Genomic DNA, 24,685 nt, shown 5'->3' on the forward strand with positions numbered 1-24,685 from the left:
TAACAACAATAAAATCAACACAGTACTTGCCTCTGCGTTGATTAATAACAAACACCCTTATTCCGTGATCCGGGATTAAGGGTGTTTCATTATACGGTTCCCGCATATGTCAGAAACTATTCTCTATTTGATTCAGCAGCTCATTAATGGGCTGACTATCGGGTCGACCTATGCCCTGATCGCTATTGGCTATACCATGGTCTACGGCATCATCGGCATGATTAATTTCGCTCACGGCGAAATTTATATGATCGGCTCTTATATTACTTTTATCGTGATTGCCGGACTTTTAGGCATGGGCATGGTCAGCCTGCCACTTATTCTTTTTATAGCTTTAGTAATTTCTGTACTAATCGCTAGCACCTATGGCTGGACAATCGAGCGTGTAGCTTATCGCCCTCTACGCGGTACAAATCGCTTAATCCCGCTGATCTCAGCTATCGGTATGTCTATCTTTTTACAAAACTTTGTCGTTTTGTCACAAGGCTCACGCGACGTTGCTCTTCCACCGATGATCTCAGGTGGCTGGACCTTCGGTGACCCATCATTATTTGAAGTTTCATTTTCTTATATGCAACTTTTCATATGGGTAGCTACCTTCGTCACAATGTTGGGACTCACACTGTTTATCTCTCGCTCACGCATGGGGCGTGCTTGTCGCGCTTGTTCAGAAGATATCGGTATGACCAACTTGCTCGGTGTGGATACTAACCGCGTTATCGCTACGACATTTATAATTGGTGCAGCATTGGCTGCCATTGCTGGTTTACTATTAAGCCTCTACTACGGCGTAGCCAATCCTTTCATCGGTTTTATGGCAGGTTTAAAAGCATTTACAGCAGCAGTACTTGGCGGGATTGGTTCAATACCTGGTGCCGTATTAGGAGGCCTCATTTTAGGTGTTACAGAAGCACTTACTGCCGCATACTTCCCTTCAGAATATAAAGATGTCGTTGCCTTCAGCTTATTAATACTGATCCTACTGTTCCGTCCTAGCGGCTTGTTAGGCAAACCGGAAGTGGAGAAAGTATAATGGGCAAACTCTACAACGCTATATTTTCTGCAGGTGTTGCCTTCGTTTTGGCATGCTTGATGATTGGTGTAAAACTAAACACTGATGGCACCACACTACAAGTCACAGGCGCATCTACTGAGCAATGGGCTTGGATTATTGGCGGTATCGCCTTGGTTTTCTTCTCGCAGATTTTCGCTGACCAAATCGATACTGCTTTTGGTAAAATCCCAAAACCTACAGTAAGTCACTTTTTGCCAGAAGGCGATAAAATGGCGCAACTAAAACCTTGGCTAATGGCTGGCGTTTTTGTTTGCATGGTTATTTGGCCTTTCATGGTTTCACGTGGATCTGTAGATTTAGCAACACTTGCTCTTATCTATATCATGCTGGGCTTAGGGCTTAATATTGTTGTTGGTTTAGCTGGGTTGCTTGACCTTGGCTACGTAGCTTTTTATGCGGTAGGTGCCTACACCTATGCACTACTGTCGCAATACTTCGATATGTCTTTTTGGATATGCTTGCCAATATCTGCCGGTATGGCAGCACTCTTTGGCTTTATCTTAGGCTTCCCGGTCCTACGGTTACGCGGTGACTACCTTGCCATTGTGACCTTAGGGTTTGGTGAAATCATCCGCATATTACTAAACAACTGGACCGCAGTTACTGGTGGCCCCAATGGCATCTCTGGTATCGATAAGCCTGCACTATTCGGCTTAGAGTTCACACGTCGATCTAAAGACGGTGCTACACTCTTTCATGAGTATTTCGGCATAGACTATTCCAGTTCATATAAAGTTATCTTCCTTTACCTAATAGCTGTTGTGCTAGTGGCATTTGTCATTTTCGTTATTAACCGTCTTATGCGTATGCCTATTGGCCGTGCATGGGAAGCATTACGAGAAGATGAAATAGCCTGTCGCTCTCTTGGATTGAACCGTACCGCCATCAAACTATCAGCCTTTACTATTGGTGCATCAACCGCTGGTTTTGCAGGCTCATTCTTTGCCGCAAGACAAGGTTTTATCAGCCCAGAATCTTTCACCTTTATCGAATCGGCCATCATTTTGGCGATTGTAGTTCTCGGTGGTATGGGTTCTCAGATAGGCGTCATTCTGGCGGCTATCATTATGACAATACTCCCTGAATTGGCGCGTGAGTTTTCTGAATATCGCATGCTGTTGTTCGGACTAACAATGGTTCTGATGATGCGCTGGCGCCCACAAGGTCTAGTGCCCATGAAACGCCCTGTTCTGGAGTTAAAATAATGAGTCAGTTATTACTCGATGTTAACGGGCTAACCATGCAGTTTGGCGGACTGGTAGCGGTAAACAAAGTTAACTTAACCGTGAAAAATCGCCAGATTGTTTCTGTTATTGGTCCCAATGGTGCCGGTAAAACTACAGTCTTTAACTGCTTGTCTGGTTTCTATATTCCAACCGCGGGCAGCGTCATGTTCAAGGGTAAAGAAATTGCCGGGATGAAAGATTTTCAAATCTCTCGTCAAGGCTTAGTACGTACTTTTCAGCACGTTCGCTTGTTCTCGAACATGACCGTTATTGAAAATATGCTAGTCGCACAGCATCGCCATTTAAATACAGGCTTATTAGCCGGACTATTTAAGACACCGTCATACCGCCGCCTAGAACAAGAAGCGATGGACCGCGCTATTTTCTGGCTAAAAGAGGTCGACCTACTCGACTCAGCCAACCGCGAATCGGGTAATCTTTCATACGGCCAGCAAAGGCGCTTAGAGATTGCCCGCTGCATGGTGACTCAACCCGAACTATTGATGCTGGACGAGCCTGCAGCAGGTCTTAACCCGAATGAAACCAAGGAGCTTGATGAGCTCATCATTAAACTACGTGATGAGCATGAAATATCTATCCTGTTGATCGAACACGATATGGGTTTAGTTATGGGTATTTCTGATCATATTTATGTGATTGCACAAGGAACACCTCTGGCCGACGGTAATGCCGACGATATCAAGAATAATCCTGATGTAATCAAAGCCTACCTTGGGGAGTCGTAAGATGCTGAAACTGGAAAATGTAAATACTCATTACGGAAAGATTCAAGCATTGCACGATATCTCAATCGACGTTAATACTGGTGAAATCGTCACCCTTATCGGCGCAAATGGAGCAGGAAAAACCACTCTGATGATGACCATCTGTGGCGATCCTCGCTCTTCATCCGGAAAAATATTTTTCGACGGCGACGAGATTTCTTCAGTAAACACGCCTGAAATCATGCGGAAAGGGTTAGCTGTTGTTCCTGAAGGACGGCGCGTTTTTTCTCGCCTAACCGTGCAAGAAAACTTGCATATGGGTGCTTACTTTCGCACGAACGCAGAGTATGAAGAAAGCCTAGCGCATGTACTAGAACTGTTCCCTCGCTTAGAGGAGCGCATCAGCCAACGCGCTGGTACTATGTCCGGTGGCGAACAGCAAATGCTAGCTATTGGACGCGCTATGATGAGCCGCCCTAGGATGATCTTACTGGATGAACCATCACTGGGATTGGCTCCGATCATCATTCAGCAGATTTTCTCTATTATTGAGAAACTACGCGATGAAGGTGTCACGATCTTTTTGGTGGAACAAAATGCAAACCAAGCGCTACGTATTGCTGATAGAGGTTACGTGATGGAAAATGGCCGCGTTGTTCTCAGCGATAGTGGAGATGCTTTGCTGACCAACCCCGAAGTTCGTAAAGCTTACCTCGGCGGCTAACAACCTCGTGTATTTATAGTAAAAGCCACTCGCTACTTATGTAACGAGTGGCTTTTTTATTTTTACTGTCAATTCCACCTGCACACTCTCAAACCTTGTCTATAATGATTTCTATAAAATTTTGTAAGCTAACGCAGGAATACTGGTATGTCTCAATTTCGATTAGTCACCCGTAGCGACTTTGATGGTCTAGTGTGCGCAATTTTACTTAAACATCTCGACCTCATAAGCGACATCACATTTGTTCATCCAAAAGATATGCAAGATGGAACAATCAATATATCGCCCAACGATATCACTACGAACTTGCCTTACGTTGCAGGCGCCCATTTAGTCTTTGACCACCACCTCTCTGAAACACTGCGTAATAAAGGCGACCGGTCTAATCATATTATTGACGCTGACGCGCCTTCTGCCGCTCGCGTTGTATGGAAGCATTACGGTGGGAATGAAGCTTTCCCTGCTGAGTGGAAAAGCATGATGACAGCAGTGGATAAAGGAGACTCTGCCCAATACAACCAGGAAGAGGTATTAAATCCAAAACGCTGGGAACTACTTAACTTCATAATGGATGCGCGAACAGGCCTAGGTCGTTTCCATGATTTTAGAATTTCTAATTACAATCTAATGATGGATTTGATTGATTACGGCAAAGATCATTCTATTAACGATATTCTCTTACTGCCCGATGTAAAAGAGCGAGTTGATCTTTACTTTGAGCAAGAGAAAAAATTCAAAGACCAAATCAGTCGCTGTACAACGATTCATGGTAATTTAGCTGTATTAGACTTACGAAACGAAGAAGTAATTTACGCGGGTAACCGCTTTGTCATTTATGCAATGTACCCACAGTGCAATATTTCTATCCATGTATTATGGGGCCTTAAGCAGCAAAACACTGTTTTTGCTACCGGGAAATCTATCTTTGACCGCGCATCAAAAACAAACGTTGGTGAACTAATGCTCACGTATAATGGTGGTGGACATCAAGCTGCTGGCACATGCCAAGTAGACAATGACAAAGCTGAAGAAACATTACTAAAACTAATTGCACAAATTAACGCTGATGGATAAATAGGACTACCAAATGGATTTTTATGATTGTCTACGCCTGTTAGCAGCGAAAGATGGCTCTGACCTTTACTTATCAACAGGAGCCCCTCCATGCGGGAAGTTCCAAGGGATTCTCAAGCCATTAAGCAAGACAGCGCTACAGCCTGGAGAAATTGAAAAAATCGCATTACAGGTGATGGACCCTGAACAGCAGCAAGCTTTTCAACACGATTTAGAGATGAATCTCGCCATATCAGTCGATAAGTCTGGCCGTTTTCGACTTAATATTTTCAAACAGCGTAACGATGTAGCTATCGTTGCGCGAAATATAAAAACAGATATTCCGCGCATGGAAGATCTTGGCCTCCCTGATGTGCTTAAAGATGTCATTATGGCCAAACGTGGTTTAGTACTTTTTGTAGGGGGAACTGGTTCAGGGAAGTCGACTTCCCTTGCTGCGTTGATTGATCACAGAAATAGTAATAGTGGCGGCCATATCATTACAATTGAAGACCCTATTGAGTTCGTCCACCACCACAAAAAGTCCATTGTTAATCAGCGTGAAGTGGGTGTTGATACACGCAGCTTTCATAATGCATTAATCAACACGTTGCGCCAGGCTCCTGATGTTATTCTTATTGGAGAAGTCCGTGATAAAGAAACAATGGAACACTGCTTAGCCTTTGCTGAAACCGGCCATTTAGCTATCTCTACACTGCACGCAAATAATGCGAACCAGGCGTTTGATCGAATTATTAACTTCTTTCCTGAAGAAAAACGTCATCAACTCCTCACTGACCTTTCACTGAATGTTCGCGCTATTGTTTCGCAACGACTTGTCCACACTATAGACGGTAAACGTGCGGCTGCTATTGAAATACTTCTCGGCACTTCAACCATTAAAGAATTAATCTTTAAAGGAGACATTGATGGTATCAAGGAAATCATGGCTAAATCCGAAGCGTTGGGCATGCAAACTTTTGATTCAGCATTGTTCAAGCTAGCCAGAGATGGAAAGATTAGTGAAGAAGAAGCGATTAAAAATGCTGATTCCGCCAACAACCTTCGTTTGAAGTTCAAACTGAGTGAAGAGGGAAGTAGCAGTAGCGGCGGTGGGTTAAACTTCAGCTTAGAAGAGGATAAAGTTGAAGAAAAAGAAGCAGATGACGATGAAGAACACAAAGGCCAAACAGTTTTCTAGTTTATCCTGTAGACTTCATCTCAATTATTACTGTCTAGCGGCGCAGGCTTAAGGTTTTACAACTTAATATGAACGATATCATTGATGAACTTCGTGAATTAAACGAAGACCGTTTCAACTCTGTTCGTCTTCCAACAGAAGATGAACTCGTTGAACTGGAAGAAGAGATTCTTATCTCTATCCCCTCCGATCTGAAAGAGTTTTTATTAGAAGCTAGCGACGTAGTTGTTGGCTCTATTTCACTCGTAACAGCAACGGAGCCCCATGCTCATACCCATTTACCAGAACTAACCGCAACTGCATGGTCTTTAGGCTTGCCGAGAGAGCTTATCCCGTTTTGCGAAGCCAATGGAGGTTATTACTTCATAGAGCAAGATGGCAATATCGGTTTCTGGTCATCTGAAGAAGAGGCCAGCGAAGAGCAGTGGGATAATCTATGGGATTGGGTTAGCGATATATGGATGAACAGGTCACATTAAGCTATGAGCGAATAATTGTTATCTACTCTGATCAATGATGCCCTTTTTTATATATCAATGTATCCACCGCAATTAACAACGTTTCAACATAATAATCTTTATCACACAGTATAGTTGCTTTAGTAAGCCTCTATACCGTGTTTTAACAGCAAACGTGGCAATACATCATCAAGATTCATTATATCGCCCTCGTGCAACTCTATGAGTGTCAGTCCATACTTTGAGTATATCTGCAGCTTTTGTTGTTTGATTTTCTGGTATCCTAGGTCCCCTTCATGCCCCCAAAGCTCAACATAGATTTTACCTGCAGGGATATAAAAAGTACTGTATTCATCCTCTTCAACCGGCAAATGACGCTCATAAGCATGGACTATACCTGCTAAATATAGCCAATTATCAACCAGCACTTCAGGTTTAGATCGAAGCTGATGTCCATCCAGGGCACGATAGTTGGCAGGAAACTTCTTTCTAAAAGCGGCAGCTTCTCCGCTCATTGACTCGTTTAACCCTAATGCCTGCCCAAGATTTCCTTTTAACGCTTTTAAGGAACGCTGGAATGAAAGGTTGCTTATAAAAGCAGATGGCCATAGCACATAAGGGATACCTGTTTTGAGACTCTCTTTTTGAATACCCCCTAAGGCTCTTCCCTGCTCGGTAAGTTGCCAACCTTTACGATGGCGGTTCACCCAACCCAACTCAGAAAACAACGCGTTAACTTGTCTTGCCGATAATTCAACTTTTTGCCCTATGTTAGCAGCACTGTGCAGGTCTTCTTTTTCATACGCAATTATTGCTACTTCACCCTCAATGTTTAACTGGGGTGGCCAGATAATATAAGACCCAAATTTATCGCTTTGTTTTACTTCACCACCTTGTTCCCTGCCACTTGGCGTTAGCTCCCAGCTTTTCTCTAAACGCACAATCCACCCAGCAGCTTCCAATTGCACAAACATCGATTTACTCGATATAGAGCGCAATTTTGATAGCGCTGTAGTTGATACTTTATCCATGAAACATGCCCTAAAAGACGATTGATTAGCAGTATAATATAAAGCCAGCACTTGTGTTTCGTGCTACATATGAGTAAAAATTTAATGATCTAACTCGAACATTTAATGCATAAGTAGCAAGGGATGCACCATTGATCAAACATAAAGCTGAGCAACATATCTGCCTTGATGAGTTACTGAGCGGGCAAACCAGCAAACAACATCCCTTTGAGCTACTCTCAAGTCTCTGTGAAGGTGCTATTGCCGTAGATTCTGATTGTCGTATTATCTGGATGAGCCCTAAGTACCGACAACTCATTAATATATCTGAAAACAAAGAACTTATCGGCACCCCTATTGAAGACTTACTTCCCAATACACAACTACCCAGAGTATTAAAAAGCGGAAAACCCACCTTTGTCGACCTCATGCAAATAAACAGTCGCTGGTGTGTCGTCACCCGCATGCCATTAAAAGATAATGATGGCACGGTAATGGGCGCTATTGGTTTTATTTTTTACACTGATTTAGAAAGCCTAAGACCATTATTTGATAAATTTGCTCGCCTTAAACGACAACTAGAACAACAAAAACTGATTCGCCCTTCTCGCTACGCACTTGATGATTTGATTGGTCAGTCCTCCATTATCCAACAATTAAAGAGACAAGCACGTAGAGCTGCACTGTTAGACACAACAGTACTTCTTCTTGGCGAAACAGGAACAGGTAAAGAGTTACTTGCCCAAGGCATTCACCATGCATCTCAACGTAACGGGGGCCCATTTGTTGGCATCAACATGGCAGCTCTCCCTGAGTCCTTAGTCGAGGCAGAACTGTTTGGCGCCGCACCTGGTGCCTATACGGGCATTGATAAAAGTGGACGAAAAGGCAAAATACAACTCGCCAATGGCGGCACCCTATTTTTAGATGAAATTGCTGAAATACCCCTAACGATGCAAGCAAAATTACTTCGAGTCTTGCAAGAAAGGGAGGTAGAGGCACTGGGATCAAATCGCTTAGAACAAGTCGATGTGCGTATCATTGCAGCAACCTCAGGGAACCTCAAACAGCTGGTCGATGAGGGGAAATTTCGTGCTGATCTTTATTACCGCCTAAACGTGCTACCTATTCGTTTAGCCCCATTACGAGAGCGAAGAGAAGATATCCCATTACTGTGTTCTCATATTTTAAAAAATATTCATCAACAAGCACAGCTCCCTGCACTCGCATTAGCTGAATCAACTCTGCAATGGCTACTTCAATACAGCTGGCCCGGAAACGTTCGAGAACTTCATAATCGCTTAGAACGAGGCTGTGTTATGGCAGAAGGCATCGCTATTGAACCTGAGGACTTAGGTGCATTTGATGACCTTCCTTGTGTAAACCCGAACACCTTATCTCCTAGCTTGCCCGACACACGATTAAAAGCAGAGCAAAGTGCATTGAAACACGCGCTTCGACAAACAGGCGGAAACAAAAGTAGCGCCGCTAAACTGTTAGGTATTTCTAGAGCAACATTATATGAGCGTTTAAAAAAGTGTCAGGACTAATAGCCAAAGCACAAACAAACCATACACTAGTGTCTATAAAACCATACACCATGTCGCATGGCACACTCCACCAAAAACAATATAACAAATTGATTTTAATCAAAAAAATATGACTGGCTTATCTTTTGCTATAGCTAAAAGAACAATAACAACTAACTTGTAGGTAATAGCATGCCCAACCGCCTTATTTCAGCCCATGAAGCTGCACTTCTTATTGCAGATAATGACACTATCGCAACCGCAGGCTTTATCGGAATTGGGTTTGCAGAATCACTCGCTAAAGCTATTGAGAAACGTTTCTTAACTACCGGCCACCCTAATGGTCTTAACTTAGTGTATGCAGCAGGGCAAGGCGATGCCAAAAGCCGTGGACTGAACCGTTTTGGTCATGAAGGCATGCTTAAACGTGTCATTGGGGGACATTGGGGTTTAGCTCCGCGTCTTGGCAAGCTGGCGATTGATAATAAAATTGAAGCATATAATCTACCTCAAGGCGTTATTTGCCACCTATTTCGTGATATTGCTGCAGGCAAACCTGGCACACTGACACACGTAGGACTGCATACATTTGTAGATCCCGAGCAAGATGGCGGAAAAATCAACCATCGCACACAAGAAGATATTGTTGAGCGATTAGAAATAGGCGGCTCCCCATTTCTATTATATAAAGCCTTCCCTATTAATATAGCACTGCTTCGCGGTACAACCGTTGATAAACAAGGGAATATATCGATGGAAAAAGAGGCGCTTCCATTAGAAGCGCTAGCAATAGCCCAAGCTGTTAAAAACAGCGGTGGCACTGTTATCGTACAAGTCGAAAGAACAACCGAGCTGCATCAAGTCACACCAGACCGCGTTCGCATTCCCGGCATTTTGGTGGACCATGTGGTGCTCTCTGAACCAGACGATCATCCACAAACATTTGCTGAACATTACAATCCAGCTTATTGCGGTGAAATTAGAACCGGCAACCCGCTACAATCAATTCCTCTTTCAGCCAGAAAGGTCATTGGCCGACGTGCGTTAATGGAATTGCGTAAAGGATCAGTCGTCAACCTGGGTATTGGCATGCCAGAAATTATATCTCAAGTTGCTGCAGAAGAAGGCCGACTTAAAGAATTCACATTGACCGTTGAACCCGGCGGTATTGGAGGAGCTCCCGCCAGCGGTTTAAGCTTTGGAGCCGTAGCTAATGCCGATGCCATCATTGATCAACCCGCACAATTTGATTTTTACGATGGAGGCGGTTTAGATCAGGCTTTTCTCGGTTTAGCGGAAGCAGGCCCACAAGGTCATATTAACGTCAGCCGTTTTGGCGAACGTCTCGCCGGGTGCGGAGGGTTCATAAACATCACACAAAATACCCAAGATGTTTACTTTCTTGGTACATTTACCTCAGGCCCTCAAACACTTAAGATTCACAACAATAAACTAATGGTCATTGATAACGGCCCCATCAAGAAATTTCTCGCTGCCGTAGAACAAATTACTTTTAACGGTCAATACGCCTTAGAAAAGCAGCAGAATGTTATGTTCATTACAGAAAGAGCTGTTTTCAAGTTAATACCAGAAGGGTTAAAACTGCTAGAGATTGCTCCCGGCGTTAACCTGCAAACTGATATCCTTGATCAAATGGAGTTTGCTCCCATAATCGATGATGATTATGTATTAATGGACCCGCGCTTGTTTAACGACGGGCCTATGAACTTACAGCATGTGGGCAGCATGCCGATGCCACATATGCGCTCGGTGTGGAAACGCATGCTAGATAACACCGCAAAAGACCAAGAATTTACTATTTAATAAATGAAAAATATTTGTATCTACCGCAAGTATTTCTCACTTTTTAATTTAGAGAACCCTAAAGCATGCTATCTTGCACGAACTGCTTCTTTCAAGCTGGAGCCTTTCTATGCGCACACTTACGCTTATCAGACATGCAAAATCAAGTTGGAAAAATCCTGATATTGAAGACTTTAATCGCCCTTTAAACAAACGTGGTAAGCGTGATTTACCCGCCATGGCTGAGCGCCTCAAAATCGCAGGCTTTAATCCAGACAAATGTTTATCGAGCGGCGCTACTCGCGCTTACCTGACAGCAAAAGCTACCAGCAAACAGCTACCTAACAAACCTGTCGTTGAAGTAATTCCTGAACTATATGACTCGTGTATGGAGACACTACTTAACATATTACAGCGCCACTCGGACAAAGATCATCACATCATACTGTTTGGCCATAACCCAGGTTTACAACGTCTAGGAGAATACTTAAGCGCAGAGAGGGTTAACAACCTTCCCACCTGCGGTGTTATGCATATTCAACTGGGTGTTACCTGCTGGTCAGAACTGACGGAGTCATGTGGGACACTGCTCTGGTTCGATTATCCAAAACTACATCAATAAGCCATTCAGCCACGCGGTATTGCATAGCGCTTAAGCCTCGACAACAGTATTATCTTGCCTCCATTTATTTATAAGGAGCCCTACGTGGCGCTTTATCTTGATACATTGGCTTTTACCGCTAACATTGTGGCTCCTATTTTTTTCATTGTATTTATGGGTGTGCTATTAAAACGCACGTCCCTTATTGATGACGCATTTGTGAGCACTGGTTCCAAACTGGTGTTTATGATCACTTTACCAACGCTTGTTTTTATGAGCATCGCCAGAACAGACTTTCAGGCAGTTTTTAACCCGGCACAACTCAGCTACGTGGCCGCTGGAACACTCATCACATTTATAGCTATCTGGTGGTTAGCAAAGCATTGGATTAAGAAACCTGAAGATCTAGGCGTCTTTATTCAAGGAGCCTTTCGCAGTAACTATGGCATTATAGGCTTAGCAGTAAGCTTCAATTTATTTGGTCAAACAGGTTTAGCCCAAGCCTCTCTGTTACTTGCATTGGTTATCCCTGTTTATAACGTTTTATCCATAATTGCTCTCGCATTACCGATGAAAAACAATAATGCCTTATCACTGTCCGGTGTCATTTTAGAGATCCTAAAAAACCCGTTAATTATCGCCGTATTACTTGCTCTACCTTTTTCCTATTTTGGATTCTCGTTACCCGAAGTTATTGACCGCACTGGACGTTACTTTGCCAACCTTACACTCCCCTTAGCACTACTCACTATTGGCGCTACATTAAACTTAAAAAGCCTAAAAAACACATCATTTCAGGCATTTTGGGCTACTGCGACTAAGTTACTGATTCTACCGATTGTTCTCACACTAGGCGCCTGGCAAGCTGGTTTCAATAACCAAGATTTGGTACTAATGTTTGTTCTTTTCGGGTGCCCTACTGCAGCGGCTAGTTTCGTCATGGCAAAAGCCATGGGGGGTAACGCTCAACTGGCCGCTAATATTATCTTAACAACGACTATCGGTTCAGTATTCACACTAAGTAGTGGTATTTACCTGATGAAAATTTTAGAGGTCATCTAGCTATGCTAGCGTTGTTCAAAAAACAAAAAAAATCCAAACTATTTAAGTCAATTGAAACAGGAGATTTAGCCTTTCTTGCTAAGCGGCTTAAAAGTGTTGGACCTGCAGAGCTAAACAACTCAACAGAACAACATTGCAGCGCCATCGAGACCGCTATCCTTGCCAATCAACCTAAAGCCCTTGCTATGGTCATTGCTGCGGGAGCTAAAATTGAGCAACGCTCATCAACCAATGAGCCCTACTTGCTCATGGCTCTCAAACAAGAACAAAGCCTACCTCTCATCAATGCACTACTACAATCAGGCGCGAGTACTGAGCATAAGCTAAAGGACGCAGACACGTATTTAATAGCAGCCTGTTTTAAGCACTGTTCTAGCACAGAGCTGATGCTGCATCTGAGCCGTTTTATCGAGTATGGGATTAACCTCAACCAAGTAGACTCTCAAGGAATGTGCGCACTGGATTATGCTCTAGTGGATCAAAATATAGAGCTTCTTAATTTTTTAATTGCTTCAGGTATTCAAACACCGGCGCAGTGGCCAACATCATTACCTGAAGAACTGACGCAGCATTTAAAGCGTTCTGTTGATGACTTGCGCATCAGACAGATGTTTTTAGGCCAATAAAAGCATTATGCACGTGCAGTAAAATGCCAATCAGACTCATCCATCTGATTACGTACCGACACTTTAACAGATTCATCAATTGCATCATCACTCAACTCATATAGACCACAGAGCCCTAGTGCTTTTCGAATGTCGACTTGCAACCCTAAATACTCCATAACCACACGGGCGCAGCTCGGTTTTCTCACCCCGTTTGCAGGCACTCCAATTCTTAAACCATTTAAACGACTAATGCGGTTTTTATAGCTCGGGGTCAGCACGGTTTCTGTTATTTCATTTGTCGCCAGCGCTTCATAATCTATCATGAAAATACGGTCAGTCAGAAATAGCGCCATACCGAGATATTTACTGTGAAATGCGGCTTCAGACGGGCTTTCCTTTAACCGTTCAGTGCGCTGGTAATAATACGCATCGTCTCGTTTTTCAATACATATCAAGTTCCGAAGTATCTTACCCGGGCATGCCATCGACATGTAGTATTCGAAATAGTATCCCACGTACTTCTCCATTTGAGCCGAACTTGCATGACTCAATGCCTGAAGATGACCATCTTCGACTCTCGGTAGACCTGAAGAAGTAACCACTTTCGGACGGACTTGAATAAGGCGTTCAAACTGAGCGACAGGAAGCAATAGCTCATACTCCTCTACACCAAAAAAATCACAGAGTTTTCGCATAGTCTTTGGTGAGGGCTTATAACGGCCGCTTAAGTACCGATTAAACTGTGTACGATTAAGATTCAGGCGTCGGCACACATCAGCAATCGAGTCATAATAACTGCAGAGTAATTTAAGATTGCTGGACAAATCCTGGTACATATACACAGCCCTTAATTTAGATACTTTTATTATAGTGGCGCTGAATGATGCATTACAAGCAGCACCCTGCATCAGATACTGCATCAATGCCCAATAGATAGACACTACTTAAGTATGGTTGAATGGTATTTCATCTATTTTATAAAGAGCTAATCACCCAATGCACAACAGAACAGAACATGATTCATTAGGTGATGAAACGCTTCCCAATAATGCTTGGTACGGCATCCAGACTTTACGCGCACTGCGAAACTTCAACACGTCTGGCGTACCTATTCACCACTTCCAAGACCTCATCAATACGTTAACCATGGTGAAGGAAGCATCCGCTGAAGCGAATCATGAACTAGGGCTACTCAGCAGCAAAAAAGCCAATGCAATTCGTCAAGCATGCATGCGTATTCGTGAAGGGGAGCTACATAACCAATTCGTTGTTGATTTAATTCAGGGCGGAGCCGGCACATCCACTAATATGAACGCCAATGAAGTCATTGCTAACCTCGCCCTTTCTGTTATGGGACACGAAAAAGGTGAATACCAATACTTACACCCTAACAATGATGTCAACAAATCTCAGTCAGCCAATGATGCTTATGCAACAGCTACACGTTTATCTATAGTATTGAGCACACAAACGCTGACACACGCACTCTCTTCCATTAAAAAAAGCCTCAAAACGAAGTCTGAAGAGTTTGCTCAAACGCCTCTAATAAGAAGTGCACACTTACAAGATACTGTAATAAAAATGTTAGGAAGTGAGTTTAAGGACTTCACGCTATCTCTTGAAAAAGAGATAGTGAATATACAAAGCGCCTGTACCCAGCTTTGTGCAGTTAACCTTGATAGCACATCGCACGACCATGCGAATAATACTCATCCTGATTATTCGCAATCAGCAATAAAACACCTTACACGCATTTCATCTCTACCCATCACACCAGAAAAAGGCTCGACTGATAACGAATCCAGTATGGAAGTATTTGTAAAGATCTCTGCTATCCAAAGAAAATTAGCAATAAAGCTTTCCAAGATTTGTAGTGAAATATGCATACTATCTAACGACCCACTAACAAACTTTAATGAGATCAACCTTCCGGTCGCACAAGCAGGCTCATCACTCGTACCAGGTGTATCCAGCCCCGTCATTCCCGAGGCCGTTAGCCAAACTGCTTTTCAAGTCATTGGGCATGATGTCACTGTTTGCATGGCCGCAGAAGCAGGCTCCCAACAACTCAACGCAATGGAGCCTGTCATTATCTACAACATTCTTAACTCCATGAAAATGCTGAGCTCTGCTATATACATGTTGGACCACCGCTGTATCCGTGGCATAACTTCCAATAACCCTCCCATTCAGCTCAACATTCCTGATAATCGTCTACTCGCAGCACTCATGCCAACTCTCAGCTATGGAACTCATCCTCTAAATCATCTAAGCTCGGCAGCCGCAAATACTAGCCCCATGAAAACGGCTATATAATTACATTTAATGAGGCCGTCAAATGAATAAGTCCCGTGTTCTAATTATCTATACTGGCGGTACCATTGGAATGTGGCCTTCCGAATCTGGCTACGTACCTCAAGGGGGATTCAATGAGCTTTTAGAGCAGCGACTCAATAAAGTATCCATTTCAGCTCTCCAGCCTTTCGATATTATTGAGCTCGACAAACTCATTGATAGCTCAAATATTGTCCCTGCTGATTGGGCTACTCTGGCTAAGCTTATCGAACTTCATTACGAAAAATATGATGGTTTCGTCATTCTTCACGGCACTGACACCATGGCCTACACAGCCTCGGCGCTCTCTTTTATGCTTATAGGCCTAAGCAAACCAGTAATACTAACTGGCTCTCAAATTCCTTTGGCTCAACCAAGAACCGATGCCACGAACAACTTATTAAATGCGATTGAGTTCGCACGAGAGCCTGATAACAAAGAAGTCTGCATCTGCTTCGACGACCAGCTATTAAGGGGAAACCGTGCTAAAAAGATTCACACTTCTTCGTTGCGCGCTTTTTCATCTCCAAATTTTAATGTTTTAGGCCAATCGGGCATTCAAGCTGAACTCTGCCCTACCACTTTAGAGAATACTCAGCAGATTCAAGAATCACAAAAAAGCACACCTCAATTCAAAACACCCGATTGTTGCACGCACCACGTTGCACAACTCCACCTCTACCCTGGCATTAGCGACGCTCAATTAGTAGCAGTATTAGATAATCCAGATATAAAAGGGGTTGTTATGCTGAGTTACGGGGCAGGAAACCCTCCAGATAATAATCACTGCATGATGTCCCTACTAGAGAAAGCAAATAATCGCGGGGTTATAATCGTCAACTTAACTCTGTGCCACTCCGGCAAAGTGATACAAGGATCTTATGCCACTGGAGCCCGCCTCAATCAATTAGGCGTAATTCCAGGTGCTGACATGACAGTTGAAGCGGCTTATACAAAGCTACTTTTTTTATTAGCTACCGAAAAAAGTACCGAGCACATCAAAACATTGATGTCGTCTTCTCTTTGCGGAGAGGTAACGCTGTAATAGAAACGATGAAACCACAAAAGCTTTATGAAACTTTTGATATACCCAAGCGCGGAATTTCAATAGCAGGGCAACGATCCATAATCACATCAAGCCCTGCTGCTTCAGCTCGGTCAGCAGCAGGCTGATTAATCACGCCAAGTTGCATCCATACCGATTTAGCACCAATGCTAATCGCATCATCAACTGCGCTAGCAGCCGCTTCTGAGTTGCGGAATATATCCACTAAATCAACAGTCTCAGTAATATCATGCAATGACGCTACAATTGTTTGGCCATGCAACTTCTGCCCCGTTTTCAATGGATTAACAGGGATAACCTGATAGCCTTGATTAAGTAGGAAAGCCATAACCCGATAACTGGCACGCTCAGGCTTTGGGCTAGCACCAACAAGTGCAACAACCCGACTTTTTTCAAGAATACGCTTTACCTTTTCTATCTCACTCACGCCTTAACCTCCTTATTGTTGCATACTGGACAAGCAGGATCTTGCTTCAGTTTAAGCGAACGCCATTCCATATGCTTTGCATCCAACAGTAACAACCGTCCTGTCAACGTTGTGCCGATATTAGCCAACACCTTAAGAGCCTCTAAGGCCTGCATAGAACCAATAATACCTACCAATGGAGAAAGTACGCCAGATTCAGAGCAAGTAAGCGTTTCATTATCGCCTTCTGTATACAAACACTGATAACAGGGACTTCCTTCAACACCCGGCTGATAAACCGCAATTTGGCCTTCCATACGAATAGCAGCACCTGAAACCAGTGGTTTTTTATGCTCAACACAAGCCTGGTTCGCAGCAAAGCGTGTTGAAAAATTATCTGTACAATCCAGCACCAAATCAACATGGGCCACTAATGCTTTTAATCCATCAGAATCTAAGCGCTCTGCTCGCGTCACAACATTAATATCTGGATTAATTTCTCGCAACATCTGTGCGGCCGAGTCTACTTTATTCATTCCGATGCGAGCCGTAGTATGAACAACTTGACGCTGCAGATTCGAAAGATCAACCTGATCATCATCTACCAACACCAACTCACCGATGCCGGCAGCCGCCAAATAAAGCGCCACAGGGCTACCCAATCCACCCAAGCCTATAATGAGTACCTTGGAAGCTAACCAGCGCTCCTGACCATCAATATCCACATCAGGCAACATAATTTGGCGACTATAGCGTAGCAACTGTTCATCACTTAGCATGCTTCTTTTCTCCAGCACCTTAGTTTATCTAATAGCCATCAAATGCATTATGACCATAACTTATTTTATCCAACAGCCTAAGGTGACACGATCGTTGCCTGCATAATCCTGACAAGTGCTTACCTGTTCATAGCCTTGCTCAGAAAACAACTGCCTCACAGCAGCCCCTTGCTGATATCCGTGCTCAAACAATAGCCACCCATTAACCATAAGATACTCTGCTGCAGCACTAATAATATGTCGAATGTCCGATAGACCTTCATCATCAGCCACTAACGCACTGCGTGGCTCAAAACGAACATCACCTTGATCAAGATGCTCATCCATTGGATCTATATACGGAGGGTTGCTCACTATCATGTCAAAAAGCCCAGAGAGAGGTTCAAGCCAACTGCCCTGAACAAAACTTACCTGAGCCAAACCTAACCTTTTTTGGTTTCGTTGCGCCAGCGTAACCGCCGCATCAATACGATCACACCCCCATATTTCCCATGCAGGTCTTTCACTGGCTAAAGCTAAAGCAATAGCACCTGTGCCTGTGCCTAGATCAGCTACTCTCAGCGATCTATTAGAAAACGGAGTATTAACAAAGAGGGATAAAGCTGTTTCCACCAATACTTCTGTATCGGCACGGGGAATGAGAGTGTCAGTTGAGACTTCAATATCTAATGTCCAAAAAGCCTGAGTACCCAAAATATAGGCAATAGGCTCACCTTTAGAGCGTCGCGCCATCAGTGCAAAGAACTGCTGTTGCTCACTCATCAAAAGCTGCTTTTCAGGCCAGGTCATCAAGTAGCTCGTGGGCTTACCCAACACATGACATAACAGCAGTTCAGCATCCAACCGAGACGAGTCACTGACCTCTTCTAACTGTTTCGAGTATAATATCGCCTCAGCAATTTGCATGGTCGCCCCTACTACTCAGATAGTGCTCCTAACAACTCGGCTTGATATTCATGCATTAGCGGATTAATAACCTCTTCAAGCTTGCCTTCCATGATTTCATCAAGCTTATAAAGAGTCAGGTTAATACGATGATCAGTAATCCTGCCTTGTGGATAATTATAAGTACGAATACGTTCAGAACGGTCTCCGCTGCCCACTAGGCTCTTACGAGTTGTCGCTTGCTCAGCCGCATGTTTCTCTTTCTCTGCGGATTGCAAACGAGATGCCAATAAGGCCATCGCTTTCGCGCGATTCTTATGTTGAGAACGCTCTTCCTGGCACTCAACCACAACACCCGTAGGAATATGCGTAAGGCGGATAGCCGAATCTGTTTTGTTTACATGCTGCCCACCCGCACCAGAAGCGCGATAAGTATCAACTCGTAGATCTGCTTTATTTATCTCTACTTGAGCAACATCATCTAATTCAGGCATAACCGCAACCGTACAAGCCGATGTATGTATACGCCCTTGCGACTCCGTTTCAGGTACTCTCTGCACACGATGCGCACCTGATTCAAATTTCATTCGCGAAAACACATCTTGCCCTACAATACGGGCAATAAGTTCTTTATAGCCACCGTGCTCGCCTTCATTTGCACTAATGACTTCAATACGCCAGCCCTGTGCTTCAGCAAATTTTGAGTACATTCTAAAAAGGTTGCCTGAAAAGATAGCGGCCTCATCCCCCCCTGTTCCTGCACGCACTTCCAAGAAAACGTTGCTGCCGTCGTGAGGGTCTTTAGGTAATAAGTGAATCTGTAACTCATCTTCTAGCGTCACAATACGCGCCTGAGCATCTGACCATTCTTCTTTGGCCATCTCACGCATTTCTGGGTCGCTGTCTTCCATCATCAACTGCGCTTCTGATACATCATTCTGCGCTTGCTGGTATGCACTGTAAGCCTGTACTACCGGCTCTAGCTCTGCATACTCTTTAGAAAAATCCCGAAACTTGTTCTGATCAGAAATAACACCTGCATCACTTAGTAATGCAGATAACTCTTCAAATCGATCTGCCAGCTTCTCCAGCTTGGTTTGAATAGACTCTTTCATGTATTAATTTTCGTCCGTATCAGACAATTGGAAAAGCGTCTGGGCAGCAGTCACAATCTCAGACTGGCCTTCAGCACTCGCTTTTCTAAGCTGAATTGTTGGGTGATGAAGCACTTTATTAGTCAAACGGCGTGCCATCTGAGCAAGCACTTCTTCGGGATCAGTACCTTTCTTCAATTGCTTTAAGGCAATTCCTACTTCTTGATCACGTAAAGATTCATAGCGTCCGCGTAGCTGGGTAACAGTATCAACAGCATCTAGCGAGCGTAATTGGCGCATAAACTCATGCGCGCCAACATCAATAATTGCTTCAGCCTCTTTTGCTGCGCTTTCACGGCTTCGTTGATTTTCTTCAATTACTTCACGTAAATCATCAACGGTATACAAGTACACATCGTCTAAGTCTGCGACTTGGGGCTCAATATCTCGTGGGACAGCTATATCAACCATAAAAATTGGCCGATGCTTGCGTTTTTTTAATGCGTTCTCTACTGCCCCTTTACCTAAAATGGGTAACTGGCTAGCAGTAGATGAAATAATAATGTCAGCATCGGCTAATACTTCAGGGATATCCCCAAGCATCACTGCCTTACCATTAAAAGCCTCTGCAACGCTTAATGCACGGCTAACTGTACGGTTAGCAACGGTGATATCACTAACACCTGCGTTCACCAAATGCTGGGCGACCAGCTCGATTGTTTCTCCAGCGCCAATCAACAGTGCTCGACTATCTTTAAGGTCAGAAAAAATATGCTGTGCAAGATTCACTGCAGCATACGCAACAGATACCGGATTTTCACCAATAGCTGTATCGGTACGTACCTTTTTTGCCACAGAAAAAGTTTGCTGGAATAAACGCCCTAGTTCGGCGCCAACAAGCCCATGATCCTGTGATAAAGAATAGGCGGACTTAAGCTGTCCCAAGATTTGCGGCTCACCTAACACCAAAGAATCTAAACCACTGGCAACCCGCATCATATGCTTGGCTGCAGACTCATCCCAATAGGTATATGCGCAAGCTTCAAGTTCGCTCAGCTCAAGCCCATGGTACTCACCCAGCCATTCCAATACAGAGCGCGTACCCGGCAACTCAGTCGAACAATACAACTCAGTTCGATTACACGTAGAAAGAATGGCAATTTCTTTAAGCTGCGCAAAGCCATGGGCCTGCCGCAAAGCATCCGCCAATTTATCAGGACTGAATGCCACTCGTTCTCTGACGGAGACAGACGCCGTTTTGTGATTAATGCCCAAAGCAAGAAGAGACATAGATCGATTAACTACACCAGACAACCAATAAGCGCGCAATGATACACCGAATTAGCCTAAAACATGAAATTACCTAGGGATGAAAGTGCACTTTATGGAACCAATTTACACAGTTTTACACTAATCAAGGTATGCTTTGGCGATGACAAGGCATATCAAACTCTACTATAGTGGCATTAGTCAGTAGTACATCAACCTTGGATCGATTATATATTGTGCTAAAAAAAATACTCTTTTTGTTGGTTATCAGTACAGGAATACTGACTGGGTGTAGCTCCATACAGAACGCCAACGAACCAGCACAGCCAACTCATGCTTGGGAAAGTGCATATGAACCTGGGGAGCTTAATGGAGAGTCTTTGTATGATCTTCTTATCGCTGAATTTGCTGGCCACCATCAACAATACGATATATCTCTTGAAAAATATTTAAAACAAGCTGAATTAACAGGCGACCCCAGCATTATCAGACGGGCTGCTCGTATCGCCCAATTCACTAAAGATAAAGTATCACTTGAAGCAGCGGCTAGAATTTGGGTTAAATACGAACCGGACAGCAAAGAACCGCAGACCTTGCTGGTTGGCTTACTCATCCAACAGAAAGAATTCTCGAAAGCATTGCCTTTCATCGAAACTGCACTGTCTACTAACAGCCATCAGATATTGGGGTTACTCAACAGTCACTCTGCAAAAATGACACCCGCAGAAGCAAAGTCATATTTAAACGTTATCAGCAAACAAATAACACACTCGAGCAAACACTCAGAGTTATGGCTAACAAAAGGATTATTCGAGCGCCACCTATCGTTAAATGATGAGGCGTTGATCAGCTTCAGCAAAGCAATCAAACTAAACCCTGAAAATAGAACTGCGTCCATCCAAAAGGTTAACCTTTTAAAGGACACCGGAAAACTCTCTGAAGCTCTTCGCATAACCTCGGCTTTGCTAAAAAAAGACCCTGACAACAAACAACTATCCATTCTTAAAGTACAAACACTTTATAAAAGCAACAAGCATGAAGCTGCCGTCAAAGAAAGCTCTCGACTCATCACAAGCTTTGACACTGACAATCAACTACACCTGTATCTCGCATTATTAGCATTGGATTTTAATAGGTTAAACGATAGCAAATCTATTTTGCAGCCACTGTACTCACGCACGCGAGACACATCACTGCAGTTTTATTTAGGGCTAATTGAAGAACAAAAAAACAATCCAGAACAAGCAATCCAGCACTACTTACAAGTAGATAGTGGTAATAACATATTGCAAGCGTATACTCGGACTCTTGCGCTGCTAGCCAACAAAACACATGAACCCCGCATCACATCGATAATATCCAATGCCACAGCAACCCATGCAAACCTAGCACCCAATCTACTCGTTCTGCATGCAGACTGGCTAAGAAGCTTTGGTTTTGAGAAAAAAGCCATCAGCCATCTAGATAAAGGGGTATCCGCTTATCCAGACCATATTCCTTTACGCTATTCGCGTGCAATGTTGCGCCCGCCAGAAGAGTTCACACAGTCTGAAGCTGATTTTAAGTTTATTATTAATAAAGACCCAGATAACGCAATGGCTCTCAACGCGCTAGGCTACACATTATCACTGTACACAGAGCGTTATCAGGAGGCCTACCTCCTTCTAAATAAAGCCATCAACATAAAGCCAAAAGACCCCGCTATCATGGACTCTATCGGCTGGGTACTATTCAAATTGAACCGCTATGAAGAAGCACTCTCTTTTTTGAACCAAGCCTACAAAGCCTATCCAGACCCCGAGGTAGGTAGCCACCTAATCGCAGTATTAGTGGCCACGGATAATAAACAACAAGCCCAAAAACTGTTTGCCGAATTATTCAACAAATTCCCAGATAATCCTCATACTCTCAACGCTAAGAAAACACTGAACGGACAACCATGAAAAAGTTTTTTTTATTGCTGCTGCTATCTCTAGTAATGACAGGCTGCAGCCTTATCCCTACCGCCACTGCACCAGCACCAACGACCATCAGTTGGGAAGAGCATGAAATGATTATATCCAAGATGTCTCATTGGGCTGCAGCAGGGAAAATAGGCATTCGTACACCAGATGATTCGCAATCCGCCACTCTCTCTTGGACTCAAAATAAGCAGGCGTACCGCATTAGCTTATCTGGCCCCCTCGGCCAAGGTGGAGCCACCATAAGCGGCGACCCGCATTCTTCAACCCTAGAAATTGCCGGTGAACAACCAATGGCCGCTGGCACTCCAGAAGAATTGCTTAGCCTGCGCCTTGGCTGGAAAATCCCTGTTAATGATGCACAGTATTGGATCAAAGGCATCCCTTCACCCAATAGCACTTATGACCTATCTCTTACAAATAACCGCCTAGCGAGTCTCACGCAACAGGGCTGGGAAATTGAATACCATAGTTATGTTGAAGCCAACAAAACAAGCCTACCAAGAAAGCTAACAATGACCCGCGAAGCGCTAAAGCTGACATTGATTCTACGGAACTGGCGAATTATTGATTAAAAAGAGCACAATTTTCGTTTTTACTTGACCATTCTGGCTGTTTTTAAGAGAATAGCGCCCTCTTTTTGAGGGGAATGACCTCCAGAGATGATACTGGGGTATAGCCAAGCGGTAAGGCAGCGGGTTTTGATCCCGTCATGCGCAGGTTCAAATCCTGCTACCCCAGCCAATAATCTATGGTGAGTTCCCACTCAACATGAATTCCAATGAAGAACAGTCCGAAAAGGTGCACATCATGTCAGAAATGATGGTTTTCACTGGCAATGCAAACCCTGAGCTAGCGCTCAAAGTAGTCGATCGCCTCGATATACCAATGGGTAAAGCTCACGTTGCTCGTTTTAGCGATGGTGAAGTCAGTGTCGAAATCCAGGAAAACGTCCGCGGTAGAGATGTTTTTATTATTCAATCCACTTGCGCACCGACCAACGACAACCTCATGGAATTGATTGTCTTGGCTGATGCACTGCGTCGCGCATCAGCAGCAAGAATTACAGCTGTAGTACCTTACTTTGGTTACGCTAGACAGGATCGTCGTCCGCGTTCAGCTCGTGTTGCTATCACAGCTAAAGTTGTTGCTGACATGATGACAACGATAGGTGTAGACCGTGTACTCACAGTAGACCTTCATGCAGACCAGATTCAGGGATTCTTCTCTGTTCCTGTAGACAACGTTTATGGCTCTCCAGTATTACTGGACGACATTATTGACCAGCAGTACGAAAACCCAATGGTTGTTTCTCCAGACGTTGGTGGTGTAGTACGTGCCCGTGCTGTTGCCAAGCAGTTGGATTGCGACCTAGCTATTATCGACAAACGCCGTGAACGCGCTAACGAATCTCAGGTGATGAACATCATCGGTGATGTAGAGAACCGCACCTGCGTTTTAGTAGATGATATGTGTGACACAGCAGGCACTTTATGTAAAGCCGCACAGGCGCTCAAAGAAAACGGCGCGGCTCGTGTTATTGCATACGCAACTCATGCGGTTTTATCAGGCCCTGCAATCAACAACATTACGAACTCTATGCTAGATGAATTGGTCGTTACTGACACCATTCCTCTATCAAAAGATGCACAACAGTGCAGCAAAATTAGACAGCTAACTTTAGCGCCCTTACTGGCTGAAGCAGTACGTCGTGTTTGCAACGAAGAATCTATCAGCGCTATGTTCCGCTAGCCGGAACAAAGCCTGCCAGAAACCCGCTACCGGGTATATGAAGTCCTGAAAAGGGCTATTTTAA

General features: G+C 43.9%; 24 protein-coding genes and 1 tRNA gene. 18 read left to right on the forward strand and 7 right to left on the reverse strand.

What is annotated here, in order from left to right; all coding sequences use genetic code 11:
* Positions 1–106: 106 nt before the first annotated feature.
* From livH to QZZ55_RS10595, 7 genes are all read left to right on the forward strand, one after another.
* On the forward strand, positions 107–1,033 hold the full coding sequence (livH, locus tag QZZ55_RS10565; RefSeq protein ID WP_293267292.1) for a high-affinity branched-chain amino acid ABC transporter permease LivH: 927 nt from the start codon (positions 107–109) through the stop codon (positions 1,031–1,033).
* The gene (locus QZZ55_RS10570; RefSeq protein ID WP_293267293.1) at positions 1,033–2,280 is read left to right on the forward strand and encodes a high-affinity branched-chain amino acid ABC transporter permease LivM; all 1,248 of its coding nucleotides are present in this window, start codon (positions 1,033–1,035) and stop codon (positions 2,278–2,280) included. The genes livH and QZZ55_RS10570 overlap by 1 nt, the downstream gene beginning before the upstream one ends.
* A complete protein-coding gene (livG, locus tag QZZ55_RS10575; protein WP_293267294.1) occupies positions 2,280–3,047 on the forward strand; it encodes a high-affinity branched-chain amino acid ABC transporter ATP-binding protein LivG in 768 nt (255 codons plus the stop codon). The genes QZZ55_RS10570 and livG overlap by 1 nt, the downstream gene beginning before the upstream one ends.
* A gap of 1 nt (position 3,048) precedes the next feature.
* Positions 3,049–3,750, forward strand: a complete 702-nt coding sequence (locus tag QZZ55_RS10580) for an ABC transporter ATP-binding protein (protein ID WP_293267295.1) — start codon at positions 3,049–3,051, stop codon at positions 3,748–3,750.
* 147 nt (positions 3,751–3,897) lie between these two features.
* Positions 3,898–4,824 carry an exopolyphosphatase gene (locus tag QZZ55_RS10585; protein ID WP_293267296.1) on the forward strand — a complete coding sequence of 309 codons (927 nt, stop codon included), beginning with the start codon at positions 3,898–3,900 and terminating at the stop codon, positions 4,822–4,824.
* A 13-nt stretch (positions 4,825–4,837) separates the two neighbouring features.
* On the forward strand, positions 4,838–6,004 hold the full coding sequence (locus tag QZZ55_RS10590) for a PilT/PilU family type 4a pilus ATPase (RefSeq protein ID WP_293267297.1): 1,167 nt from the start codon (positions 4,838–4,840) through the stop codon (positions 6,002–6,004).
* Positions 6,005–6,072: 68 nt separating this feature from the next.
* Positions 6,073–6,483: an SMI1/KNR4 family protein gene (locus QZZ55_RS10595; protein WP_293267298.1), complete on the forward strand. Its 411-nt coding sequence runs from the start codon at positions 6,073–6,075 to the stop codon at positions 6,481–6,483.
* A 119-nt stretch (positions 6,484–6,602) separates the two neighbouring features.
* Here the strand turns inward: QZZ55_RS10595 and QZZ55_RS10600 are convergent, their stop codons facing one another.
* Positions 6,603–7,493, reverse strand: a complete 891-nt coding sequence (locus tag QZZ55_RS10600; RefSeq protein WP_293267299.1) for a hypothetical protein — start codon at positions 7,491–7,493, stop codon at positions 6,603–6,605.
* A gap of 131 nt (positions 7,494–7,624) precedes the next feature.
* On the opposite strand from QZZ55_RS10600, the gene QZZ55_RS10605 reads away from it, so the two are divergent.
* The 5 genes from QZZ55_RS10605 to QZZ55_RS10625 all read left to right on the forward strand — a co-directional run bounded on the left by QZZ55_RS10605 (position 7,625) and on the right by QZZ55_RS10625 (position 13,093).
* Positions 7,625–9,022, forward strand: coding sequence for a sigma 54-interacting transcriptional regulator (locus QZZ55_RS10605; RefSeq protein ID WP_293267300.1), 1,398 nt, complete (start codon positions 7,625–7,627; stop codon positions 9,020–9,022).
* Between the two features lie 171 nt (positions 9,023–9,193).
* Positions 9,194–10,825 carry a CoA-transferase gene (locus tag QZZ55_RS10610; protein WP_293267301.1) on the forward strand — a complete coding sequence of 544 codons (1,632 nt, stop codon included), beginning with the start codon at positions 9,194–9,196 and terminating at the stop codon, positions 10,823–10,825.
* A gap of 109 nt (positions 10,826–10,934) precedes the next feature.
* A complete protein-coding gene (locus tag QZZ55_RS10615; RefSeq protein ID WP_293267302.1) occupies positions 10,935–11,426 on the forward strand; it encodes a histidine phosphatase family protein in 492 nt (163 codons plus the stop codon).
* An 84-nt stretch (positions 11,427–11,510) separates the two neighbouring features.
* The gene (locus tag QZZ55_RS10620) at positions 11,511–12,467 is read left to right on the forward strand and encodes an AEC family transporter (protein WP_293267303.1); all 957 of its coding nucleotides are present in this window, start codon (positions 11,511–11,513) and stop codon (positions 12,465–12,467) included.
* A 2-nt stretch (positions 12,468–12,469) separates the two neighbouring features.
* Positions 12,470–13,093 (forward strand): ankyrin repeat domain-containing protein, encoded by a 624-nt coding sequence (locus QZZ55_RS10625; RefSeq protein ID WP_293267304.1) that lies wholly within the window; start codon positions 12,470–12,472, stop codon positions 13,091–13,093.
* Positions 13,094–13,098: 5 nt separating this feature from the next.
* Here the strand turns inward: QZZ55_RS10625 and QZZ55_RS10630 are convergent, their stop codons facing one another.
* Positions 13,099–13,911, reverse strand: a complete 813-nt coding sequence (locus tag QZZ55_RS10630) for a helix-turn-helix transcriptional regulator (protein WP_293267305.1) — start codon at positions 13,909–13,911, stop codon at positions 13,099–13,101.
* Between the two features lie 160 nt (positions 13,912–14,071).
* On the opposite strand from QZZ55_RS10630, the gene QZZ55_RS10635 reads away from it, so the two are divergent.
* Together QZZ55_RS10635 and QZZ55_RS10640 are read left to right on the forward strand one after the other, a co-directional pair.
* Positions 14,072–15,391, forward strand: a complete 1,320-nt coding sequence (locus tag QZZ55_RS10635) for a lyase family protein (RefSeq protein WP_293267306.1) — start codon at positions 14,072–14,074, stop codon at positions 15,389–15,391.
* 22 nt (positions 15,392–15,413) lie between these two features.
* Positions 15,414–16,454, forward strand: coding sequence for a type I asparaginase (locus QZZ55_RS10640; RefSeq protein ID WP_293267307.1), 1,041 nt, complete (start codon positions 15,414–15,416; stop codon positions 16,452–16,454).
* Between the two features lie 25 nt (positions 16,455–16,479).
* Here QZZ55_RS10640 and QZZ55_RS10645 read toward each other — a convergent pair whose 3' ends face one another.
* The 5 genes from QZZ55_RS10645 to hemA are packed head-to-tail and all read right to left on the reverse strand — an operon-like array spanning position 16,480 to position 20,929.
* Complete coding sequence (locus QZZ55_RS10645) at positions 16,480–16,902, reverse strand: CoA-binding protein (RefSeq protein WP_366512314.1); 423 nt, start codon at positions 16,900–16,902, stop codon at positions 16,480–16,482.
* On the reverse strand, positions 16,899–17,660 hold the full coding sequence (locus QZZ55_RS10650; RefSeq protein WP_293267308.1) for a molybdopterin-synthase adenylyltransferase MoeB: 762 nt from the start codon (positions 17,658–17,660) through the stop codon (positions 16,899–16,901). Before QZZ55_RS10650 ends, QZZ55_RS10645 begins: the two co-directional genes overlap by 4 nt.
* A 60-nt stretch (positions 17,661–17,720) precedes the next feature.
* Positions 17,721–18,566 (reverse strand): peptide chain release factor N(5)-glutamine methyltransferase, encoded by an 846-nt coding sequence (gene prmC / locus QZZ55_RS10655; RefSeq protein WP_293267309.1) that lies wholly within the window; start codon positions 18,564–18,566, stop codon positions 17,721–17,723.
* Between the two features lie 11 nt (positions 18,567–18,577).
* Complete coding sequence (prfA, locus tag QZZ55_RS10660) at positions 18,578–19,660, reverse strand: peptide chain release factor 1 (protein ID WP_293267310.1); 1,083 nt, start codon at positions 19,658–19,660, stop codon at positions 18,578–18,580.
* A 3-nt stretch (positions 19,661–19,663) separates the two neighbouring features.
* Positions 19,664–20,929, reverse strand: a complete 1,266-nt coding sequence (gene hemA, locus QZZ55_RS10665; RefSeq protein ID WP_293267327.1) for a glutamyl-tRNA reductase — start codon at positions 20,927–20,929, stop codon at positions 19,664–19,666.
* A gap of 215 nt (positions 20,930–21,144) precedes the next feature.
* Between hemA and QZZ55_RS10670 the strand changes: the two genes are divergently transcribed.
* The 4 genes from QZZ55_RS10670 to QZZ55_RS10685 all read left to right on the forward strand — a co-directional run bounded on the left by QZZ55_RS10670 (position 21,145) and on the right by QZZ55_RS10685 (position 24,621).
* Positions 21,145–22,851, forward strand: a complete 1,707-nt coding sequence (locus tag QZZ55_RS10670; protein ID WP_293267311.1) for a tetratricopeptide repeat protein — start codon at positions 21,145–21,147, stop codon at positions 22,849–22,851.
* Positions 22,848–23,444, forward strand: a complete 597-nt coding sequence (gene lolB / locus QZZ55_RS10675; protein WP_293267312.1) for a lipoprotein insertase outer membrane protein LolB — start codon at positions 22,848–22,850, stop codon at positions 23,442–23,444. The genes QZZ55_RS10670 and lolB overlap by 4 nt, the downstream gene beginning before the upstream one ends.
* A gap of 94 nt (positions 23,445–23,538) precedes the next feature.
* Positions 23,539–23,613, forward strand: a tRNA-Gln gene (locus tag QZZ55_RS10680).
* Between the two features lie 66 nt (positions 23,614–23,679).
* Positions 23,680–24,621: a ribose-phosphate pyrophosphokinase gene (locus QZZ55_RS10685; protein ID WP_293267313.1), complete on the forward strand. Its 942-nt coding sequence runs from the start codon at positions 23,680–23,682 to the stop codon at positions 24,619–24,621.
* The last annotated feature ends 64 nt before the right edge of the window (positions 24,622–24,685 follow it).

It is taken from the genome of Neptunomonas sp. (genome assembly GCF_016744175.1).
Lineage (GTDB): Bacteria > Pseudomonadota > Gammaproteobacteria > Pseudomonadales > Balneatricaceae > Neptunomonas.

Excerpts from the sequence above, each read along its gene's own strand:
- QZZ55_RS10600 (WP_293267299.1), bottom strand. The coding sequence starts at position 7,493 with ATGGATAAAGTATCAACTACAGCGCTATCAAAATTGCGCTCTATATCG.
- QZZ55_RS10585 (WP_293267296.1), top strand. The coding sequence starts at position 3,898 with ATGTCTCAATTTCGATTAGTCACCCGTAGCGACTTTGATGGTCTAGTG.
- QZZ55_RS10635 (WP_293267306.1), top strand. The coding sequence starts at position 14,072 with ATGCACAACAGAACAGAACATGATTCATTAGGTGATGAAACGCTTCCC.
- QZZ55_RS10625 (WP_293267304.1), top strand. The coding sequence starts at position 12,470 with ATGCTAGCGTTGTTCAAAAAACAAAAAAAATCCAAACTATTTAAGTCA.
- QZZ55_RS10580 (WP_293267295.1), top strand. The coding sequence starts at position 3,049 with ATGCTGAAACTGGAAAATGTAAATACTCATTACGGAAAGATTCAAGCA.
- prfA (WP_293267310.1), bottom strand. The coding sequence starts at position 19,660 with ATGAAAGAGTCTATTCAAACCAAGCTGGAGAAGCTGGCAGATCGATTT.
- QZZ55_RS10610 (WP_293267301.1), top strand. The coding sequence starts at position 9,194 with ATGCCCAACCGCCTTATTTCAGCCCATGAAGCTGCACTTCTTATTGCA.
- hemA (WP_293267327.1), bottom strand. The coding sequence starts at position 20,929 with ATGTCTCTTCTTGCTTTGGGCATTAATCACAAAACGGCGTCTGTCTCC.
- livG (WP_293267294.1), top strand. The coding sequence starts at position 2,280 with ATGAGTCAGTTATTACTCGATGTTAACGGGCTAACCATGCAGTTTGGC.
- livH (WP_293267292.1), top strand. The coding sequence starts at position 107 with ATGTCAGAAACTATTCTCTATTTGATTCAGCAGCTCATTAATGGGCTG.
- QZZ55_RS10685 (WP_293267313.1), top strand. The coding sequence starts at position 23,680 with ATGTCAGAAATGATGGTTTTCACTGGCAATGCAAACCCTGAGCTAGCG.
- QZZ55_RS10640 (WP_293267307.1), top strand. The coding sequence starts at position 15,414 with ATGAATAAGTCCCGTGTTCTAATTATCTATACTGGCGGTACCATTGGA.
- QZZ55_RS10650 (WP_293267308.1), bottom strand. The coding sequence starts at position 17,660 with ATGCTAAGTGATGAACAGTTGCTACGCTATAGTCGCCAAATTATGTTG.
- QZZ55_RS10615 (WP_293267302.1), top strand. The coding sequence starts at position 10,935 with ATGCGCACACTTACGCTTATCAGACATGCAAAATCAAGTTGGAAAAAT.
- QZZ55_RS10570 (WP_293267293.1), top strand. The coding sequence starts at position 1,033 with ATGGGCAAACTCTACAACGCTATATTTTCTGCAGGTGTTGCCTTCGTT.
- lolB (WP_293267312.1), top strand. The coding sequence starts at position 22,848 with ATGAAAAAGTTTTTTTTATTGCTGCTGCTATCTCTAGTAATGACAGGC.
- QZZ55_RS10590 (WP_293267297.1), top strand. The coding sequence starts at position 4,838 with ATGGATTTTTATGATTGTCTACGCCTGTTAGCAGCGAAAGATGGCTCT.
- prmC (WP_293267309.1), bottom strand. The coding sequence starts at position 18,566 with ATGCAAATTGCTGAGGCGATATTATACTCGAAACAGTTAGAAGAGGTC.
- QZZ55_RS10630 (WP_293267305.1), bottom strand. The coding sequence starts at position 13,911 with ATGTACCAGGATTTGTCCAGCAATCTTAAATTACTCTGCAGTTATTAT.
- QZZ55_RS10595 (WP_293267298.1), top strand. The coding sequence starts at position 6,073 with ATGAACGATATCATTGATGAACTTCGTGAATTAAACGAAGACCGTTTC.